Below are 15,742 nucleotides of genomic sequence, written 5' to 3'. Positions count from 1 at the left end.
GTGGGGGGCGAGGGCGGGGCGACGCCCCGCGGCCGCGACTCGTCCCCTGCCTCGGGCGGGGCGGCGCGCGCGGGCCCCCCGCCGCCCCCGCACCCCCCCCCGGCCCCCGGCCGGGGCCCCGCCGCCCCCCCCCGCCCCCGGGGGCGGCGGGCGCGGGATCCGCCGCCGGCACCGGCCGCCCCGGCCGGGGCGATGCACCGACCTCGCGCCCACGCGCGGCGCGAGCCCCTGACGAACACGTCTCCGAGACAAAGGTGTTGAGGATGGAACTGCGCAGAAGGACGAGAAGCGCCGCCCGCGGCGCGGCCGCGACGACGGCGGCGCTGACCCTGGTGGCGGGGGTGTCGCTCACCGCGACGCTCACGGCGGCAGCGGGCCCCGCGGCGGGCAGCGCGCCGCGCGCCGTGGTGGCGGCCGTCGCCCCCGCCGTCGACGTCGACCGGTACCCGCTGGGCACCGGCGCCGACCTGGGCGAGAAGGTCACGTCGTACGGCCTCACGGCCGCGAGCGCCCCCGTCCCCGGGGCGCAGGAGACCGCCGCGGAGGGCGGCCGTGGCTTCTGGCGCACCGCACCCGCCGCGGGCGCCGAGAAGCTCACGCTCGACGTCGCCGACGAGTTCGTGGACCGCCTCGCGGACCGCCCCGGCTACCTCGTGGTCGACCACCTCGCCGCGGTCGCGCCCGCGGCCACGGCCGACCGTGAGGACGGCTCCCCGGTGGAGCTGGCGGGTGCCACGGAGCCCGACACCGACGAGGACGGCTGGACGACGACCGTCGTCCCGCTGCCGGCCGGCACGCTGCACCCCGGCGGCGCGGCCGAGGTGACGCTCGCCCCGGCGGGTGACGGCGCGCTCACCGTCGCCGCGGTGCGCGTCGTCGTGCGCACCGCGGGCGTCGACCTGGGGCCGACGGTCGCCGAGGACGGCATCTCCGTGCGCGCTGGCGACTCCCCGGACGGCCTCGTCACGGGCACCGCGGACGGGCGCGGCTACTGGCAGACGGACCGCGCCGCCGGCACGAGCTTCGTCTACGCGAACGTCGCCGACTCGCTCCTCGCCGACACCACCGACCGCGTGCTCGTGGACGTCGCGTACCAGGACGCGGGCGGGAGCCTGTTCCTCGAGTACGACTCCCCGGGCGACGAGATCGAGGACAAGTTCAAGGACTCCACGCCGGTCGAGCTCGGCACGTCCGGCGCGTGGACGCACCACGCGTGGCTGCTCGACGACGCGGTCCTCACCAACCGGTCCAACGGCTCCGACTTCCGGGTCTCGGCCGAGCGGTCGTCGCGGGAGGTGCGGATGGACGGCATCGCCGTCACAGCCGTCCCCCGCGAGCTCGACCCGACGGTCGCGCTGCGGCGCCTGGTCGACCGCGCCGACGTCGCGCACTTCGCCGCCCGCGAGGGCGAGCGCGACGGCCAGTACCCGGCCGGGTCGAAGGCGGCCCTCCAGCGGGCGATCGACGCGGCGCGTGCCGTCGTCGACGACGCGGACGCCACCGGCGACGCCGTCGACGCGGCGACCGACGCCCTGGTCGGCGCGCTGGAGTCCTTCCTCGCGGGCGAGCGGACGACCGACCTCGCCCGCGGCGCCGCCGCGAGCGCCGGCACGACCGGCGGCGGCTCCCCCGCCGCCCTGACCGACGGTGACGACGGCACCGCCTGGACGTCCGAGCAGGGCGACGACGCCGCGTGGGCGCAGGTCGACCTGGGCCGCGTCCGCGAGATCGGCGAGATCACCCTGGGCTGGACGGCCGACTACGCGAACGACTACCGCGTCGAGGTCTCGAACGACGGCGACGGGTTCACCGAGGTCGCCCGGGCGGGCGCGCTCGGCGGCGGACCGCTGCGGACCCGGTTCGCGCCGACCGACGCCCGCTTCGTGCGGGTGTGGCTCGACCGGCTCGCGACGCAGCGCGCCGCGTTCGGCCTCACGGCGTTCGAGGTGCGCGAGTCGCCCGACGTCGAGCTGTCGTCGAAGGTGGTCACGACCAGGTTCCCCACCGAGGACGTGGTCGTGGCCGACGTCGTCGCCACGGACTTCGCCGTCGACCCCCGCGGGAAGGCCGACTCGACCCACGGGATCCAGGAGGCCCTGGACACCTGCCAGGACGCGGGCGGCGGCACGGTCTGGCTCCCCGCCGGCCGGTACCGCGTCACCGACACCATCGAGGTGGGCGCGTACTGCACCCTGCGCGGCGACCGACGCGACCCCGACGACGCGGGCGCCGGCGCGCGCGGCGAGTACGGCACCGTCGTGGTCGCCGACCTGCCCTCGGGCGACGACGGACCGAGCCTGTTCCTCGTCGGCGGCAGCGCCGGCGTCGTCGGGGTGACCACCTGGTACCCCGGCCAGGACGCGGCGGACCCGGTGCCCTACGGGTACACGTTCGAGATCCCGGGCCTCGCGTGGCAGGGCAACCAGAACTACATGATGTCCACGGTCGAGCACGTCACGATGCTCAACTCGTACCGCGGCATCGGGATCTCCACGCGGCGCAACGACCGCGGCGAGGGTCCCGGCGCGCAGGGGCACGAGCTGGCGAACGTGCGCGACGTCTCCGGCACGGTGCTCTTCGAGGGGGCCGCCGGGTACAACGGCGCCGACGTCGGCGTCTGGGAGGACGTGCGGTTCGACAACGCGTACTGGGCCGAGGCGGGCAAGACCTTCGACGCCCCGAGGCGGTCGGTGCTCGACGCCTGGACCCGGGAGCACGGCACCGGCTTCGTGCTGGCGGACCTCGAGTGGGACCAGTTCGTCGACCTGCACGCCGCGGACTACGCGGTGGGCATCAAGATGGTGAAGGGGCCGCGCGCGACGTTCACCGGCGCCTTCGTGGGCGTCGACGTCCGCCGCGCCGGCATCGCCGTCCTCGTCGAGGAGTCCGACGACCGCTGGGGCCTCGGCGTCGCGTCGAGCCGGCTGGAGGGTACGCAGGCCGCGGTCCGCAACCTCTCCCGCGGCTACGTGAAGCTCACGGACGTGGCGACCGCGGGCGGCGTCGAGGGCACGGTGCACGAGCTCGACGGGCCGGGCGACGTGCCGGCCGTCCCCGCCGAGGTCGCAGCGCCGAAGCCGCCGGCCCGCCTCTTCGACGTCACCGCCGCCCCCTACGACGTGCCGCGCACGCCGGGGCGGTTCACGGGCGTCGACGCGACCGCCGCGATCCAGCGCGCGCTGGACGACGCCGGCCGCGCCGGCGGCGGGGTCGTCTACCTGCCGGCCGGCTGGTACACCGTGGCCGGGCACCTCACCGTCCCGGCCCGCGTGGAGCTGCGCGGGGCGTCCTCGGTGCCCCAGCGCGACTCGCTCGTCGAGTCGGCGGGCACCGTCCTCGCGGCCACCGCGGGGCGCGACGCGGCCGACGCCGCGGACGCCCCGGCCCTCGTCACCCTCGCCGGGGAGCGGTCGGGAGTGCGCGGGCTTCGGGTGCTGCACCCCGAGAACAACCCCGCCTCCGCCGACGGCGCCGTGCCCTACCCGTTCGCGGTGCGGGGCGACGCACCCCGCGTGTACGTGGTGAACGTCGGGATGGAGAACGCCTGGAACGCCGTCGACATGACGGCCGACGCCGACCGCTTCCTGGTGCGCCGCGTGGTGGGCCTCTTCCTCGAGAACGGCGTGCGGGTCGGCGCGAACACGGGAGGCACCGTGCAGGGCGTCCTGTCCAACGGGAACGTCGCCACCCGGATGGCCTACGGGATCCCCGGCTGGGTGGAGGCCGCGAACCTGTTCCCGCAGGTCATCGACGGCGTCTCGCGGGAGCGCGAGGTGTTGGTCCGCGCGACCGGCGCGCGGCGCCTGACCGTACGGAACACGTTCGCGTACGGCAGCCGCGACGGGGTCGTCGCCCGCGGCGGCGCGACCGTGACCGCGTTCAACCTCGGCACCGACAACCTCGGGCCCGGCGGGCACACCGCAGACGCCGACGCGTCGAGCCGCGTCCGGGTCGTGAACCTCATGCGGTACAACGGCACGACCTCCCGCGGCCCCGTGGAGATCACCAACCCGATGGCGATCACCATGGCCCAGCTGACGCTCGCGGTGTCCGCGGCGCCGAGCACCGGCGGGTCCGTCCGCGTCGCGGGCAACGAGACCGAGCCCGGGCGCTACGAGAAGGGCAGCCCGGTGCGGCTCCGGGCCGAGCCCGCACGCGCGCACCGGTTCGTCGGGTGGCGCGACGAGTCCGGTCAGGTGGTGAGCGACGAGGCCACCCTCGACCTCGTGCTCGACACCGACCGGTCGCTGACCGCGGAGTTCACGCCCGGGCGACGCACGTCGTGACGCCTGCGCGGGGTGCGGTCGCGTGGCCCTCAGGCCGAGACCGCACCCCGCGCCGGGGCCCCGCTCGTCGCCGGGCGGGCGAGGTCAGCCGTTCGCGCGTGCCATCCGCCGGGCGGCGCGCAGCCCGAACACCGTGGCGGGCCCGATGGTCGACCCCGGACCGGGGTACGTGCGCCCCATGACCGAGGCGGACGTGTTGCCGGCCGCGTACAGGCCGTCGATGACCGTGCCGTCCTCCCGCAGGGCGCGGCCGTCCGCGTCCGTCACGACGCCGCCCTTGGTGCCGAGGTCGCCGATCACGACGCGGTAGGCGACGAACGGGCCCTTCTCGAGGGGGCCCAGGTTCGGGTTGGGGTGGACGAGCGGGTCGCTGTAGTACCGGTCGTAGGCGGAGTTCCCGCGGCCGAAGTCGCCGTCGACGCCCGTGCGGGCGAACCCGTTGAACCGGCGCACGGTGCGCTCGAAGGTCGCCGGGTCCACGCCGATCCGTCCCGCCAGCTCGGCGAGCGTGCCGGCCTTGTGCGCGATGCCCGCCTCCTTCATCGCCCGGACGGCGCGCGGGTCCATCGCGAACGTCTGCAGGTACCGGCGTTGGGCGCGGACGTCCAGGACGAGCCAGTACGGGCCGTCCTTGTCGTGGGCGAGCATGTGGTGGCCGAGGTCGACGTACGACTCGGACTCGTTCGCGAACCGCTCGCCCTTCGCGTCGACCATGATCGAGTACGGCATCGAGCGCTCCCCCACGATGAACGCCGGGGTGCCGCCGGGCGGCGCCTCGACCGAGGCGCCCCACCACGCGTCGTCCATGAGCTCGAGCGCGGCGCCGGCCTCGCGGGCGATCTCGATCACCTGCCCGACGTTGCCGGGGTTGCCCGACGGGCTGCCGTCGATGCCGTGGTACTTCTGCCGCCAGTCGGGGTTCGACTCGAAGCCGCCGGCCGCGAGCATGACGCCGCGGGACGCGCCGATCGTCACGACCCGCCCGTCGCGGCGCACCCGGACGCCCACCACCCGGCCGTCGTCGACGACGAGGTCCTCCAGCGGCGACGACAGCCACAGCGGCACGTCCCGCTCCACCAGCAGCGCCCGGCCGAACGACGTCATCAGCGCGTTCCCGATCCCGACCAGACGCTTGCCGGTCACGACGCCGCCCAGAGCGCGGAAGACGAACCGCGCGCCGCGGACGAAGCCCGACGGCGTCGACCAGGCGCGGCCGAGCAGCCACACGTCGTCGGTCTTCGCGGGCAGCGGGACCGCCGACCGCAGCGTGCCCCACCAGTGACCGAGCGGCCGGGAGTCCAGCGGCACCACCTCGATCGACCGGCCGATCTTCCCGCCGGGCAGCTCCGGGTAGTAGTCCGGGTAGTCCTTGCCCCGCGCGAAGCGCATCCCGTGCCGCTCCGCCGTCGTGACGAGGTCCGCCACCCCGTCGACGAACGCCTCCTTGCGCTCCCGCGAGGTCGAACGGCCCGCCTCGCCGACCGTCTCCTCGAGGTAGGTCAGGGCCTCCTCGCGCGAGTCTCCCGCACCGTCGCGGCCCATGAGCGGGTTCACGGGCAGCCACAGCCCGCCGCCGGACATCGCCGAGCTGCCGCCCCACTTGTCCGTGCCCTCGACGATCAGGACGCTGAGCCCCTCGTCCACGGCACCCAGGGCGGTCGCGAAGCCGGCGGCGCCGCTACCCACCACCACGACGTCGTAGGAGTGGTCGAACTGTGGCCGGGACGGTGCGGGCATGACGGCTCCTCTCATCCGGACACCACTGTCCGGTTCGGTGTGCCCCGATACTGCTGCACCGCGGGCCCGGAGTCAACGCCCCGCCCCCGGCCGGGACGACGAAGGCCTCGACCTCCCCGGTGGGAGGTCGAGGCCGTCGTGCCGTCCGACGCTGTCCGACGCGGTGGTCAGACGTTGAAGCCCAGCATCCGCAGCTGCTCGCGGCCCTCGTCGGTGATCTTCTCCGGGCCCCACGGCGGCATCCAGACCCAGTTGACGCGGAAGCCGTCGACCAGGCCCTCCAGGGCGGTGGCGGACTGGTCCTCGATGACGTCGGTCAGCGGGCAGGCCGCGGACGTGAGCGTCATGTCGATGGTCGCCATGTTGTTCTGGTCCACCTGGATGCCGTAGACGAGGCCCAGGTCGACGACGTTGATGCCCAGCTCGGGGTCGATGACGTCGCGCATGGCCTCCTCGACGTCGGCGGCCGTGGTCGGCGTCGGGGACGCCGCCGGCGGGGCGACCTCGTCGGTCGTGTTCTCGGTCATCGTCTCCTCCGGTTCAGCTCAGCGCGCCGCTGCGCGCCAGCGAGTCCTTGAGCGCCGCCCAGCCGAGCAGCGCGCACTTGATACGGGCGGGGTACTGCGAGACGCCGGTGAACGCGCTGGCGTCCCCGAGCGCGTCGAGCGCCTCCTCGTCGTCCAGCCCCTTGCCCCGCGAGCCCATGAGGTCGTGGAAGACGGCGTCGATGCGGGCGACGTCGGCCAGGTCGTGCCCGGTGACCAGCTCGGTCATCACGGAGGCCGAGGCCTGCGAGATGGAGCAGCCCTGCCCCTCCCAGGACACCCCGGCGACCGTCGACCCGTCGACGTCCACGCGCAGCGTGATCTCGTCGCCACAGGTCGGGTTGACCTGGTGCGACTCCCCCGACCGGTGGTCGCCGGGCGCGTCCACGAGCCCCCGGCCGTGCGGGCGCTTCGCGTGGTCCAGGATCACCTGCTGGTACATCTGCTCGAGCGAGCTCACTGCTGTCCTCTCCGCCTGCCGTCAGTCCACACCGAAGAACGCGCGCACGCCCGACAATGCTTCCCGGAACGCCGCGATCTCCTCGGTGGTGGTGTACACGGAGGCCGACGCGCGCGCCGTCGCCGCCACGCCGAACCGGCGGTGCAGCGGCTGCGCGCAGTGGTGGCCCACGCGCACGGCGATGCCCTCGTCGTCGAGCACCTGCCCGACGTCGTGCGCGTGCACGCCGTCGACGACGAACGACACGACGGCGAGCCGGTCGCGCGCGTCCGCCGGGCCGACGATCCGCACGCCCGGGATCTCGCCGATCCGCACCAGCTCGGCCGCGAGCTCCTGCTCGTGCCGCGCGACGCGGTCCATGCCCAGCTCGTCCAGCCACTGCGCCGCGACGCCCATGCCGACGGCCTGCGCGACCATCTGGGTGCCCGCCTCGAAGCGCTGCGGCGGCGGGGCGTAGGTGGTCTCGGCCATCGTGACGACCTCGACCATCGACCCGCCCGTGGTGACGGGCGGCATCGCCTCGAGCAGCTCGCGCCGTCCGTACAGGGCGCCGACGCCGGTGGGGCCGAGCATCTTGTGCGCGCTGAAGGCGGCGAGGTCGACACCGAGGGCGTGCAGGTCGACGGGCAGGTGCGGCACCGACTGGCACGCGTCGAGCACCGTCAGGGCGCCCACGCGGCGCGCGGCCGCCACGAGCTCGGCGACCGGCGCGACCGCCCCGGTCACGTTCGACACGTGCCCGAACGCCACCACGCGGGTGCGGTCGGTGATCACGCCCGCGACGTCCGACAGGTCGACGCGCCCCTCGTCGTCGACGCCGAACCAGCGCAGGACGGCGCCGGTGCGGGCGCACAGCTCCTGCCACGGCACGAGGTTCGCGTGGTGCTCCGCCTCGGTGACGACGATCTCGTCGCCCGGCGCCAGGCGGAACGGCTCGGCGGCCGCTCCCCCGCGCCCGGCCGTCGCGTTCGAGAACGCGTAGGCCACGAGGTTGAGGGCCGCCGTCGCGCCCGGCGTCCAGACGATCTCGCCCTCGTCGGCCCCGACGAACGCGGCCACGGCGGACCGTGCGTCCTCGAACGCCTCGGTCGCCTCCTCGGCGAGCTGGTGCGCGCCGCGGTGCACGGCGGCGTTGCGCTGCTCGTAGAAGTCGACCTCGGCCTCGAGCACCACGTTCGGCTTCTGCGAGGTCGCGGCCGAGTCCAGGTAGACGAGCGGGCGGCCGCCCCGCACCGTGCGCCCGAGCAGCGGGAAGTCCGCGCGCACGGCGGCGAGCTCCGCCGCGGTGAGCGACGGGCGCACGGTGTCGGTGGTGGTCATGCTGTCCTCCTGGTGACGGCTCCTGATCGGCTATCCGACGAGAAGGTCAGGCCATCGTCGCGCCGGTGCCGACGTACTTGTCGTAGCCGTTCTCCTCGAGCTGCTCGGCGAGCTCGGGGCCGCCCTCCTCGGCGATCTTGCCGTCGACGAAGACGTGCACGAAGTCGGGCTTGATGTAGCGCAGGATGCGCGTGTAGTGCGTGATGAGCAGGACGCCGACGTCGGTGTTCGACTTGGCCCGGTTCACGCCCTCGGACACGACGCGCAGGGCGTCGACGTCGAGGCCGGAGTCGGTCTCGTCGAGGATGGCGAAGTGGGGCTTGAAGAGCTCCATCTGCAGGATCTCGTGGCGCTTCTTCTCACCGCCGGAGAAGCCCTCGTTGACGGAGCGCTCGGCGAAGGTCGAGTCGATGCGGAGGTTCTCCATCGCACCCTTGACCTCCTTGCCCCAAGTGCGCAGGGCGGGCGCCTCGCCGTCGATGGCGGTCTTGGCGGTGCGCAGGAAGTTCGCCACGGACACACCGGGCACCTCGACCGGGTACTGCATGGCGAGGAACAGGCCGGCGCGGGCCCGCTCGTCGACGGTCATCGCGAGGAGGTCCTCGCCGTCGAGCGTCGCGGTGCCCGAGGTCACCGTGTACTTCGGGTGGCCGGCGAGGGCCGAGGCGAGGGTCGACTTGCCGGAGCCGTTCGGGCCCATGATGGCGTGCGTCTCGCCCGAGTTGATGGTCAGGTCGACGCCGCGCAGGATCGGCTTGGCGCCTTCCTTGGTCTCGACGCTGACGTGCAGGTCGCGGATCTCCAGGGTGGGCATGCTTCGTGTCTCCAGGTCTGTGTTGCTGCGAAGAGTGGGGGTTGCCGAGGCGGTCACGACGCGACGGCGAGCGGCTCGTCGACGTCCACGAGGACGCGGTCGCCGTCCACCGTCACCGGGTACACCGGCACAGGCTGGGTGGCGGGGAGCTGCACGGGCTTGCCGGTGCGCAGGTCGAACTGCGAGCCGTGCAGCCAGCACTCGACGAGGCAGCCCTCGACCTCCCCGTCGGACAGGGACACCTGCCCGTGCGAGCAGATGTCGGACAGGGCGTGCCAGCCGCCGTCGGCGTCGCGGACGACGGCGACCGGGACCGGGGCCCCGTCCTCGCCGTCGAGCTCCACGAGCATGGCCTCCTCGGGGGCGAGGTCGTCGGCCATGCAGGCCAGCTGGGAGGTCATCGCGCCGTCACTCCGCGACGCCGGTGATGACGCTCATCGACTTCTCCAGCTCGGCCTCGATCGACGCGAGCAGGCGCTCCTCGACCGACGGGACGCCGATCTGGTCGATCAGCTCCGCGAAGAAGCCGCGCACCACGAGGCGACGGGCGTCGACCTCGGGGATGCCGCGGGCCATGAGGTAGAAGAGCTGCTCGTCGTCGAAGCGGCCGGTCGCCGACGCGTGCCCCGCGCCCTCGATCTCGCCGGTCTCGATCTCCAGGTTCGGCACCGAGTCGGCGCGGGCGCCGTCGGTGAGGACCAGGTTGCGGTTGAGCTCGTACGTGTCGGTGCCCTCGGCCTCGGCCTGGATGAGCACGTCCCCGACCCACACCACGTGCGCGCCGGCACCCTGCAGGGCGCCCTTGTAGGTGACGCGCGACTTGCAGCGCGGCACGGCGTGGTCCACGAACAGGCGGTGCTCCTGGTGCTGGTTCGCGTCCGCGAAGTAGAGGCCGACCATCTCGACCTCGCCGCCCTCGCCCGTGAACGTCGCGTCCGGGGTGATGCGCACGACGTCTCCGCCGAACGTCACCACGACGTGCTTGAGCTTGGCGTCGCGACCGATGCGCGCGCGGTGGCTCGAGGCGTGCACGGCGCCGTCGGCCCAGTCCTGCACGGAGACGACCGTGAGGTGCGCCCCCTCGTCGACGACGATCTCGACCGTCTGGTTGAGGACGGCCTCGCCGCGGTGGTCGATGACGACGACGCCCTCGGCGTGGTGCTCGGCGTGCACCAGCAGGTGCTGCGCCGTCGCGTCCTTGGTCGCGCCCTCGACCCGCACGGAGGTGACGTCGGTGGCGACGGCCTCCGCGGGCAGGGTGATGACGGTCGCCTCGGTCGCGGCGTTCCACGCGGTCACGGCGGTGCGGTCGCCCGGCTTGCCGGTCGTGCCCAGGCGCGGGTCGTCCTTGCCGACGATCTCGACCTTGGCCTCCGGCGTCTCGACGACGCCCGTGAGGACGCCGCCGGCGCCGAGGTCCTCGCCGAACAGCGGCTGGAGCCGCGCGACCGGCGAGAACCGCCACTCCTCCTCGCGCCCGGTGGGCACGGGGATGTCGGCGAGGTCGAACGAGGTCTTGCGCTCCGCGCGAGAGCCCGCCGGGACGACGCCGTGGGAGTGGGCGCCGTCGGCCACGGCGCGGGAGTGATCGGTAGTGATGGCCATCAGCCGACGGACCCTTCCATCTGCAGCTCGATGAGGCGGTTGAGCTCGAGCGCGTACTCCATGGGCAGCTCGCGCGCGATGGGCTCGACGAACCCGCGCACGATCATGGCCATCGCCTCGGTCTCCTCCATGCCTCGGGACATGAGGTAGAACAGCTGGTCCTCGCTCACCCGCGAGACCGTCGCCTCGTGCCCCATGGACACGTCGTCCTCGCGGACGTCGACGTACGGGTAGGTGTCGGACCGGGAGATCTGGTCGACCAGCAGCGCGTCGCACAGCACGGTCGACGCGGAGTGCTTGGCGCCCTCGAGCACCTGCACCAGGCCTCGGTACGACGTGCGGCCGCCGCCACGGGCGACGGACTTCGACACGATCGACGAGGACGTGCGCGGCGCGGCGTGCACCATCTTGCAGCCGGCGTCCTGGTGCTGGCCCTCGCCCGCGAAGGCGATGGACAGCGTCTCGCCGCGGGCGTGCTCGCCGAGCAGGTAGATCGCGGGGTACTTCATCGTGACCTTGGAGCCGATGTTGCCGTCGACCCACTCCATGGTGGCGCCCTCGGCGGCCGTGGCGCGCTTGGTCACCAGGTTGTACACGTTGTTCGACCAGTTCTGGATGGTCGTGTAGCGCACGCGGGCGTTCTTCTTCACGACGATCTCGACGACCGCGGAGTGCAGCGAGTCGCTCGAGTAGATCGGCGCCGTGCAGCCCTCGACGTAGTGCACGTAGGAGCCCTCGTCCGCGATGATCAGCGTCCGCTCGAACTGGCCCATGTTCTCCGTGTTGATGCGGAAGTAGGCCTGCAGCGGGATCTCCACGTGCACGCCCGGCGGCACGTAGACGAAGGAGCCGCCCGACCACACGGCCGAGTTCAGCGCCGCGAACTTGTTGTCGCCCGACGGGATGACGGTGCCGAAGTACTCCTGGAACAGCTCGGGGTGCTCGCGCAGCGCGGTGTCGGTGTCGAGGAAGATGACACCCTGCTTCTCGAGCTCCTCGTTGATCTGGTGGTAGACGACCTCGGACTCGTACTGCGCGGCGACGCCGGCCACGAGGCGCTGCTTCTCCGCCTCGGGGATGCCGAGCTTGTCGTAGGTCTCCTTGATGTCCTCGGGCAGGTCCTCCCAGCTGGCGGCCTGCTTCTCCGTGGAGCGCACGAAGTACTTGATCCGGTCGAAGTCGATCCCGGTGAGGTCGGCGCCCCAGTTCGGCATCGGCTTCTTCCCGAACAGCCGCAGCGCCTTGAGACGGAACTTCGCCATCCACTCGGGCTCGTCCTTCAGCGCCGAGATGTTCTTGACGACGTCCTCGTTCAGACCGCGCTGGGCGGCCTCGCCTGCGGCGTCGCTGTCGCGCCAGCCGAACTGGTACGCGCCGATCGAGTCGATGATCTCGTCATCGGACCGCTTCTCGGTGCCCTGCGCCGAAGCCTGGGCGGCGTCCTGGGTGGGAGCGCTCATCGTGTTCCTTCCTGCGTGCCGCGGATGCGGTGGGCCGGGGTGGGGAGGTTCTGGGGTGAGACCTGCGTGGTGACGGTCGGGACGTTCGTGACGCAGGCGTGCGCGCCGCCCGCGATGGTGGCCAGGCGCTGGACGTGCGTGCCCAGCAGCTCGGAGAAGGCGCGGGCCTCCGCCTCGCACAGCTCGGTGAACTCCTCGGCGACGTGCTGCACGGGGCAGTGGCCCTGGCACAGCTGGACCGTCGGGAGCAGCGGGCCGGACACGGGCCGGACCGATGCCGCGTAGCCGTCGTCCGAGAGCAGGTCCGCGAGCTGGCCCGCGCGGCCCTCGGGGTCGGCGGCGGTGAGGCGCGGCGCGTACCGCGCGACGACGGCGTCGTACCGCTCCGCGGCGAACCGGGCGACGGCCTCGCTGCCGCCGGTCTCGCGCAGGTGGCGCATCACCTGTGCCGCGAGCTCGGAGTAGCCGCCCGCGAGGTCGGACTGCCCGCGCGTGCTCACGACGTACCGGCGCGCCGGCCGGCCGCGGCGACCGGACGACGGGCCGCCGTCGTGCACGGCGATCGTCCCGTCCTCCTCGAGGCAGGCCAGGTGGCGGCGCACCGCCGCGGAGGTCAGGCCCAGGCGGTCGGCGAGCTCGGCCGCGCTGACGGGCCCCTCGCCGGCGACGAGCTCCAGGACGCGACGGCGCGTGGTGCCGTCGGCCTCGGGCGTGGCGTCGAGGGCGCGGGGGGTGACGCGCGCGGGCGTGCGGTCCGTCGTGCTCGTCGGCATGCGCTCATCCCCCTCACGGCTCGTGGGCCACCGGGGGCAGGCCTCAGCTGCAGACCTCGACCACCGGCGACGACGTCGATATAGGGAACATCCTTGTTGCGTAATCCAGGATGTCAAGCAAGGCATGCCTCACCGGGCCCCCTCCTGGGCCGCTGGGAGGGCAGCTGTCGCGAACGTCACTCCCCGGTGACGATGCGCCCCTCGATGACCTCGCCCGGACCGCCGCCGGGACCCTGCCGGCCGAGCTGGCGCAGCTTGATCCCCAGCGCGATCATCACGATGCCGATGATCACCGCGAACACGCCGATCACGATGGACAGCCCCACGATCGCGTCGGCGGGGTTGGCGAAGCACACCACCGCGAGCGCGATGAGCAGCAGCCCGGCCAGGAGGTTCCAGACCCACGACGCCCCGCCGCGGCGGCGCATCGCCGGCACGACGAACAGCTGGAGCAGGCCGAAGATCAGCGCCCAGACGGCCACGAGGATCAGGACGATCCCGAGGAAGACCTTCGGCAGGAGCAGCAGCAGGGCGCCGAAGACCAGCGCGACGATGCCGATGCCGGTGTTCACCGAGCCCGCCGACGACCCCCGGCGGCGCAGCCCGTCGACGAGGCTCACCACGCCGTCGACCAGCACGAACACCCCGAAGACCTGGACGAGCACCGTCGGGGTCTTGTCCGGCAGGAAGATCGCCAGCAGACCGAACAGCAGCGCGAGCACACCGCGGATCACCGGCCAGTACCACAGGCGCCGGGCCAGCGCGGCGACGTCCTGCGGCGGGGTGAACGTGTAGAAGGTCATGGTCGTGCTGCTCCTCCGGTCGCGCCTGACGCCCGTCGCCCGGTCCGGGCGACTCCGTAGAATCTTCCGGTGCCCACCTCGATCGCGCCATCGGGCGCGGACGGCGCCACGCCGTCCGCCCGCCCTGCCGAGGACCGCCGCACCGCGAGCGCCGGTGCCGCCGTCCATGTGCAGGGCCTCGTCAAACGCTACGGCGGGAGGGACGTGGTCGCAGGGCTTGACCTCGTCGCCGACGCCGGCGCGGTGACCGCCGTGCTCGGCCCCAACGGTGCCGGCAAGACCACCACCGTGGAGTGCTGCGAGGGGCTGCGGTCCCCCGACGGCGGCACCGTGCGCGTGCTCGGCCTCGACCCGGTGGCCGACGCCCGCGCCCTGCGCCCCCGCGTGGGCGTCATGCTGCAGGACGGCGGGCTTCCCACCGGTGCCCGCGCGGGCGAGGTGCTGCGGCACGTCGCCGCCATGTACGCGGCCCCGCGCGACGTGGCCGAGCTCGGCGAGCGCCTCGGCATCGGCTCGTTCGCACGAACCACGGTGCGCCGCCTGTCCGGGGGGCAGCGCCAGCGGCTGTCGCTCGCCGCGGCCGTGGTCGGGCGCCCCGAGGTCGTGTTCCTCGACGAGCCGAGCGCGGGCATGGACCCGCAGAGCCGGCACGCCGTGTGGGACCTCGTGCGCGAGCTGCGCGACGAGGGCACCGCCGTCGTCCTCACGACGCACCTCATGGACGAGGCCGAGGACCTGGCGGACCGCGTCCACGTCGTCGACCACGGGCGCGTCATCGCCAGCGGCAGCGTCCCCGAGCTCCTCTCCCCCGACGCGCAGGACGACCGGACGCTGCGGTTCGACGCCGCCCCCGGCCTGGACGTCGCAGCACTCGCCGCCGCGCTCGGCACCGCGCCCGGCCGTGCGGGCGACCACGGCACCTGGGCGGTCGCCGAGCCGCAGCCCGGCTCCTACGTCGCGACGGGGCCCGCCGGGCCCCGCGCGCTGGCCGCGCTGACCGGCTGGCTCGCCGACCACGACGTCCTCGCGAGCCGGCTCACCGTGGGCCGGCGCACGCTGGAGGACGTCTTCCTCGACCTGACGGGACGGCACCTGCGATGACGACGACCACCCCCGCCCCCTCGGACGCGCCCGCCGCGCTGGCCGCCCCCGCGTGGCGCCGGGTCCTGGCCCAGGCCGGGTTCGAGACGCGCGCCGTGCTGCGCAACGGCGAGCAGCTGCTCGTGACCGTCGTGCTGCCCGTCATGGTGCTGCTCGGCCTGACGCGCACCAGCGTCATCGAGATCGACACGGGCGGCCTCGCGCGGATCGACTTCGTGACGCCGGGCGTGCTGGCGCTCGCCTGCGTGTCCACGGCGTTCACCTCCCAGGCCATCGCCACCGCCTTCGACCGGCGCAACGGCGTGCTCCGCCTCCTGGCCACGACGCCGCTGGGCCGCGGCGGGCTGCTCGCGGGCAAGCTGCTGGGCGTGCTCGCGGTCGAGGTCGTGCAGGTCGTCGTGATCGGGGCCGTCGCGCTGGCGCTCGGCTGGCAGCCGGCCGCGGGCGGGATCCTGGCCGCCGTCGGCGTCGGGCTGCTCGGCACCGCGTGCTTCACGGCGCTCGCGCTGCTGCTGGCGGGCACGCTGCGCGCCGAGGGCGTGCTCGCGCTCGCCAACCTCGTCCTCGTGCTCCTGGTCGTGGGCGGCGGCCTGCTGGTGCCGCCGGAGCAGCTGCCCGGGGCGCTCGCCCACGTCGCGACGTTCCTGCCGTCGGGCGCGCTCGGCGAGGCGATGCGCGGCGCCCTGATCGGCACCGGGGTGCCGGCGCCGGCGGTCGTCGTGCTCGCGGCGTGGACGGCGCTCCTCGCATGGGCCGCGGCCCGCTTCTTCCGCTGGCAGTGACACCGGGCCGCGAGGCGGGCCAAGGTCACACCGCGGGGTGCCCGGAGGCGCCCGGA

13 protein-coding genes are annotated in these 15,742 nt (G+C 73.9%); 3 read left to right on the top strand and 10 right to left on the bottom strand.

Annotated elements, in window-relative coordinates:
- Positions 1-263 precede the first annotated feature (263 nt).
- Complete coding sequence (locus tag ACFU5J_RS06280; RefSeq protein ID WP_430578144.1) at positions 264-4,286, top strand: discoidin domain-containing protein; 4,023 nt, start codon at positions 264-266, stop codon at positions 4,284-4,286.
- A gap of 84 nt (positions 4,287-4,370) precedes the next feature.
- Here the strand turns inward: ACFU5J_RS06280 and ACFU5J_RS06275 are convergent, their stop codons facing one another.
- The 10 genes from ACFU5J_RS06275 to ACFU5J_RS06230 form a co-directional block, all read right to left on the bottom strand.
- Positions 4,371-6,023, bottom strand: a complete 1,653-nt coding sequence (locus tag ACFU5J_RS06275) for an FAD-binding protein (protein ID WP_430578143.1) — start codon at positions 6,021-6,023, stop codon at positions 4,371-4,373.
- 167 nt (positions 6,024-6,190) lie between these two features.
- Complete coding sequence (locus ACFU5J_RS06270) at positions 6,191-6,550, bottom strand: metal-sulfur cluster assembly factor (RefSeq protein WP_430575410.1); 360 nt, start codon at positions 6,548-6,550, stop codon at positions 6,191-6,193.
- 13 nt (positions 6,551-6,563) lie between these two features.
- Positions 6,564-7,028: a Fe-S cluster assembly sulfur transfer protein SufU gene (gene sufU / locus ACFU5J_RS06265; RefSeq protein WP_430575409.1), complete on the bottom strand. Its 465-nt coding sequence runs from the start codon at positions 7,026-7,028 to the stop codon at positions 6,564-6,566.
- Positions 7,029-7,049: 21 nt separating this feature from the next.
- Positions 7,050-8,348 carry a cysteine desulfurase gene (locus tag ACFU5J_RS06260; protein ID WP_430578142.1) on the bottom strand — a complete coding sequence of 433 codons (1,299 nt, stop codon included), beginning with the start codon at positions 8,346-8,348 and terminating at the stop codon, positions 7,050-7,052.
- Positions 8,349-8,394: 46 nt separating this feature from the next.
- Complete coding sequence (sufC, locus tag ACFU5J_RS06255; protein WP_430575407.1) at positions 8,395-9,162, bottom strand: Fe-S cluster assembly ATPase SufC; 768 nt, start codon at positions 9,160-9,162, stop codon at positions 8,395-8,397.
- Positions 9,163-9,215: 53 nt separating this feature from the next.
- Positions 9,216-9,563 (bottom strand): non-heme iron oxygenase ferredoxin subunit, encoded by a 348-nt coding sequence (locus ACFU5J_RS06250; protein WP_430575406.1) that lies wholly within the window; start codon positions 9,561-9,563, stop codon positions 9,216-9,218.
- A gap of 7 nt (positions 9,564-9,570) precedes the next feature.
- Positions 9,571-10,767, bottom strand: a complete 1,197-nt coding sequence (sufD, locus tag ACFU5J_RS06245) for a Fe-S cluster assembly protein SufD (RefSeq protein ID WP_430575405.1) — start codon at positions 10,765-10,767, stop codon at positions 9,571-9,573.
- Complete coding sequence (sufB, locus tag ACFU5J_RS06240; protein WP_430575404.1) at positions 10,767-12,227, bottom strand: Fe-S cluster assembly protein SufB; 1,461 nt, start codon at positions 12,225-12,227, stop codon at positions 10,767-10,769. Before sufB ends, sufD begins: the two co-directional genes overlap by 1 nt.
- Positions 12,224-13,000 (bottom strand): helix-turn-helix transcriptional regulator, encoded by a 777-nt coding sequence (locus tag ACFU5J_RS06235; RefSeq protein WP_430578141.1) that lies wholly within the window; start codon positions 12,998-13,000, stop codon positions 12,224-12,226. Before ACFU5J_RS06235 ends, sufB begins: the two co-directional genes overlap by 4 nt.
- A gap of 176 nt (positions 13,001-13,176) precedes the next feature.
- Positions 13,177-13,803: an HdeD family acid-resistance protein gene (locus ACFU5J_RS06230; protein WP_430575402.1), complete on the bottom strand. Its 627-nt coding sequence runs from the start codon at positions 13,801-13,803 to the stop codon at positions 13,177-13,179.
- Between the two features lie 168 nt (positions 13,804-13,971).
- Here ACFU5J_RS06230 and ACFU5J_RS06225 point away from each other — a divergent pair, with 168 nt between their 5' ends.
- Positions 13,972-14,904, top strand: a complete 933-nt coding sequence (locus tag ACFU5J_RS06225; protein WP_430578234.1) for an ABC transporter ATP-binding protein — start codon at positions 13,972-13,974, stop codon at positions 14,902-14,904.
- Positions 14,901-15,686 (top strand): ABC transporter permease, encoded by a 786-nt coding sequence (locus ACFU5J_RS06220; RefSeq protein WP_430575400.1) that lies wholly within the window; start codon positions 14,901-14,903, stop codon positions 15,684-15,686. Before ACFU5J_RS06225 ends, ACFU5J_RS06220 begins: the two co-directional genes overlap by 4 nt.
- Positions 15,687-15,742 lie beyond the last annotated feature (56 nt).

It is taken from the genome of Isoptericola sp. NPDC057559, from assembly GCF_042801555.1.
GTDB lineage: Bacteria > Actinomycetota > Actinomycetes > Actinomycetales > Cellulomonadaceae > Isoptericola.
Note: the sequence above shows the minus strand (reverse complement) of the source record. Positions and strands in the feature narration are given on the sequence as shown.

Coding starts and splice junctions, on each gene's coding strand:
- sufB (WP_430575404.1), bottom strand. CDS start 12,227: ATGAGCGCTCCCACCCAGGACGCCGCCCAGGCTTCGGCGCAGGGCACC.
- ACFU5J_RS06260 (WP_430578142.1), bottom strand. CDS start 8,348: ATGACCACCACCGACACCGTGCGCCCGTCGCTCACCGCGGCGGAGCTC.
- ACFU5J_RS06270 (WP_430575410.1), bottom strand. CDS start 6,550: ATGACCGAGAACACGACCGACGAGGTCGCCCCGCCGGCGGCGTCCCCG.
- ACFU5J_RS06230 (WP_430575402.1), bottom strand. CDS start 13,803: ATGACCTTCTACACGTTCACCCCGCCGCAGGACGTCGCCGCGCTGGCC.
- ACFU5J_RS06235 (WP_430578141.1), bottom strand. CDS start 13,000: ATGCCGACGAGCACGACGGACCGCACGCCCGCGCGCGTCACCCCCCGC.
- ACFU5J_RS06220 (WP_430575400.1), top strand. CDS start 14,901: ATGACGACGACCACCCCCGCCCCCTCGGACGCGCCCGCCGCGCTGGCC.
- ACFU5J_RS06280 (WP_430578144.1), top strand. CDS start 264: ATGGAACTGCGCAGAAGGACGAGAAGCGCCGCCCGCGGCGCGGCCGCG.
- sufC (WP_430575407.1), bottom strand. CDS start 9,162: ATGCCCACCCTGGAGATCCGCGACCTGCACGTCAGCGTCGAGACCAAG.
- ACFU5J_RS06275 (WP_430578143.1), bottom strand. CDS start 6,023: ATGCCCGCACCGTCCCGGCCACAGTTCGACCACTCCTACGACGTCGTG.
- ACFU5J_RS06250 (WP_430575406.1), bottom strand. CDS start 9,563: ATGACCTCCCAGCTGGCCTGCATGGCCGACGACCTCGCCCCCGAGGAG.
- sufD (WP_430575405.1), bottom strand. CDS start 10,767: ATGGCCATCACTACCGATCACTCCCGCGCCGTGGCCGACGGCGCCCAC.